Annotated in this window: 1 protein-coding gene; it reads left to right on the forward strand. The window is 45.6% G+C overall.

The window, feature by feature from the left end; translation table 11 throughout:
• Window positions 1-563 (forward strand): efflux RND transporter permease subunit (locus tag FK268_RS26110; protein WP_146437882.1); only part of this gene is annotated, 563 nt, incomplete at both ends.

Consider the following 563-nt stretch of genomic DNA (forward strand, 5'->3'; position numbering starts at 1 on the left):
GAAGCTTGCGCTTTTAGGGATCGATGTCTCAGTTGTAGGAAGAACGTTGGAATCTGCCTTAGGAGGGCGTAATGTCACACGTTTTAAAGAGGGGGCAGAGCAGTATGATGTTATGGTGCAAGTTGATCCTCAAAAACGGAGTCAGACAAAAGATCTTGAGGGGATCTATGTTCGCTCAAAATATGGTGAGATGGTGCCCCTTTCCAATATTGTCACTGTAACAGAGACCATTGCGCCACAAAATTTACGCCATTTTAATAAACTCCGATCAGTGACCATCTCTGCGAACCTGCAATCAGGCGTTTCGCAAGGGGAGGGAATTGCTCTAGTGGAGGAGATTATCCGAGAAGTAATCCTCGATGCAATGCTCGATTACCAGGGCTCCTCTAGAGAATTTTTGGAGTCCGGTTCTTCGATGCTCTTTATCTTTGTGATGGCATTGCTCTTTATCTATCTCGTTTTAGCAGCGCAATTTGAGTCGTGGATTGATCCTTTTATCATTCTTCTCTCTGTTCCCTTAGCAGGCTTTGGAGCCTTAGGGGCACTCTATCTCTCAGGGGGAA

Origin of the sequence: Tsukamurella sputi, from assembly GCF_007858445.1 — a bacterium.
Classification (GTDB): Bacteria; Actinomycetota; Actinomycetes; order Mycobacteriales; family Mycobacteriaceae; genus Tsukamurella; species Tsukamurella sputi.